The following is a 2,714-nucleotide window of genomic DNA, read 5'->3' on the forward strand; positions in this document are numbered from 1 at the left end:
TTCAACAAGCGCCTGGACCCGGGCAGCCTGAGCGAACAGAGCGTGACGCTGATCGGGCCGAACGGGGCAGAGCCGGTCAAGGTGGTGGCGGTCGAGCGAGGCGTGATGGCGTGGGTGTGGCCGGCCAAGCCGCTGCTGCCGGGCAGCCGGTACACGCTGTTCGTCAACGGGGCCGCGGACACGCACGGCGTGCGACTGCCGCTGACGGCCATCGGCTTCGACACGCGCGCGCTGAACACCGGCGGTGTCGCGCCGCAGGTGGTGACGGCACCGGCGCCGCAGACCCAGCAGGCCGGCAAGACCAAGGGCTACAAGGCCGAGCTGGACGAAGCGGCGCTGGCGGCGCTGCGGGCGGACGACGAGATGTTCGTGCCCGAGCCGCGGCACTACGAAGGCAGCTGGACCAGCGGCAAGGCCAAGCTGGCGAGGCTGAACCCGCCCAAGCGGGAGGCGGTGCGCCAGGCGATGTACGGCCGCGTGGAGTACCTGGAGCAGGTGCTGCAGGACAAGGCCAAGGCGCAAGGCATCGACAGCCAGGAGCTGAAGACGGCGCTGGAGGTACCGGCGCGCGAGCGCGATGCGGCGCCCGAGGCGACGCAGGCGTTGCTGCGCAAGGTCAAGCTGAGCTGGGCGGATGTGGCCAAGCCGATGCCCGCTGCCACCGAGGCGCCGTCCTGCACGGTCTGCGTCGCAGGGCAGGTGCTGAGGCTGAACGGCAAGCCGCTGGCCAACGTGACGATGCGCCTGGGTGGCCAGGTCACGCGCACGGACGACAACGGCGAGTTCGTGCTGCAAGGTGCCAAGCCGGGTAAGCACGTGCTGGAGATCGACGGCAGCACGGCCAACCGAGCGGATGCGCAGTACGGCCAGTCCAGCTACCAGGTCAGCCTGCAGGCGGGCAAGATGACGGCGCTGCCGTTCGCGGTGTGGATGCCCAAGCTGGACACGGCGCACGCGATCCGGCTGGACGCGCCGACGAAGACGGCGGTGGCGCTGACGCACCCGCTGCTGCCGGGGCTGAAGATCACGCTGCCGGCGGGCACGGTGGTGCGAGATGCGGCGGGCAAGGTGGTGACGCAGGTCAGCATCACGCCGGTGCCGGCGGACCAGTCGACGGTGCAACTGCCGTACGTGGGGGTGAGCACGTTCTTCACGCTGCAGCCCGCGGGCGCGACGTTCGTCGGGGTGGACGGCAAGCCGCGCGCGGCGACGGTGCAGTACCCGAACTACACGAAGTTCGGCCCGGGGCACGGCGCCCGGCTGTTCGACTACGATCCGCAGGGGCGTGGCTGGTACGTGTACAGCGACGCGAAGGTGAGTCAGCGCGACCCGAAGTTGCTGGAGGCGTCTGCGCCGCAGGGGTTGCAGCTGTATCGCTGGCATCCCGCTTCGGGCGTGGCCACGGGGCCGGATGCCCCGCCGCCGCCGCCGCCTTGTGATGGGGGCAATCCGCCTCCGGGAGGCGGGGGCGGTGGCGGAGCCAACAACTCGGATTCCGGTGGGGGAATGTGCCCGATTGGTGCGGATCCTGTGGGCATGCTGTCGGGCGAGTTCAGCCACACAGAACGCGACATCTTCATCTCCGATGTGCAGCCGCTGGACGTGACGCGGACTTACCGCTCGCGTGACACCAACACCTACGGCTTCGGCGTCGGTGCCACGCACCGCTACGACACGCGCATCGTCGATGCACCGACCGACATCAACCCCGATACGGGCCAGTCACGGACCAACGTGTACGTGGTACTGCCCAACGGCCGGGCGGTTCTGTTCAACGGTGCGATCAACACGCTGTTCCAACCCTACGTCAACAACGACGCGATGGGTGAGTTCCGCGGTGCGCGCATCGAGGCGGCGGCGGCCGACTGGGTGCTGTACTTCCGCGATGGCCGCAAATGGACCTTCACGAACCTGTACGGCAAGCTGATCGCGATGGAGGACGAGAACGGCAACCGCGTGTCCGTCCTGCGCGCCAACGACAACGCACCGATCGACCGCATCGTCTCGCCGCACGGTCGCTACATCAACTTCAGCTACAACGACAACAGCTTCATCAGCCGCATCGAGGACAACGCGGGCCGCAGCTTCCAGTACGGCTACGACGGCATCCGCCTGACGACGGTGACAGATGCGAACAACAAGACTCACAGCTACGTGTGGGACACGGTCGCCAACCGCATCACCAAGGTGCTAGATGCCTACCAGGTGGCCCAGACCACCAACGAGTACGACTCAACCACCGGCTGGGTGAAGAAGCAGACGCTGGCAGACAACAGCACCTTCCAGTTCACGCCGACCATCGACCAAGCGACCGGCCTGGCCACGCAGGTGGACATCACCGATCGGCGCGGCAAGGTGCGGCGCATCCTGGTCGGACCGGAAGGCTTCGTCACGCAGAGCATCTTCCCGCTGGGCGACACGGACGAGCAGACCACGCGATATGAGTACAAGAGTGGCATGCTCAGTGCGGTGGTGGATGCCCTCAACCGTCGCACCGAGTACACCTACGATGCCAACGGCAACGTCGAGACGGTGACACGCCTGGCGGGCACCGCCCATCCGGTGAGCACGACCACGACCTGGGACCCGGTGTTCAACAAGCCGCGCACCTACACCGACGCGAACAAGCACAAGACCACGTTCGACTACTACGCCGACGGCAAGCTCAAGAGCGTGACCGATGGCCTGAACCACGTGATCGCGAAGTTCACGTA

1 protein-coding gene is annotated in these 2,714 nt (G+C 67.2%); it reads left to right on the forward strand.

Annotated elements, in window-relative coordinates; translation table 11 throughout:
• A partial coding sequence (locus tag AACH06_RS29985) for a DUF6531 domain-containing protein (RefSeq protein WP_341429502.1) occupies window positions 1–2,714 on the forward strand: 2,714 nt, incomplete at both ends.

The sequence above is a fragment of the Ideonella lacteola genome, from assembly GCF_038066555.1.
Lineage (GTDB): Bacteria > Pseudomonadota > Gammaproteobacteria > Burkholderiales > Burkholderiaceae_C > Ideonella > Ideonella lacteola.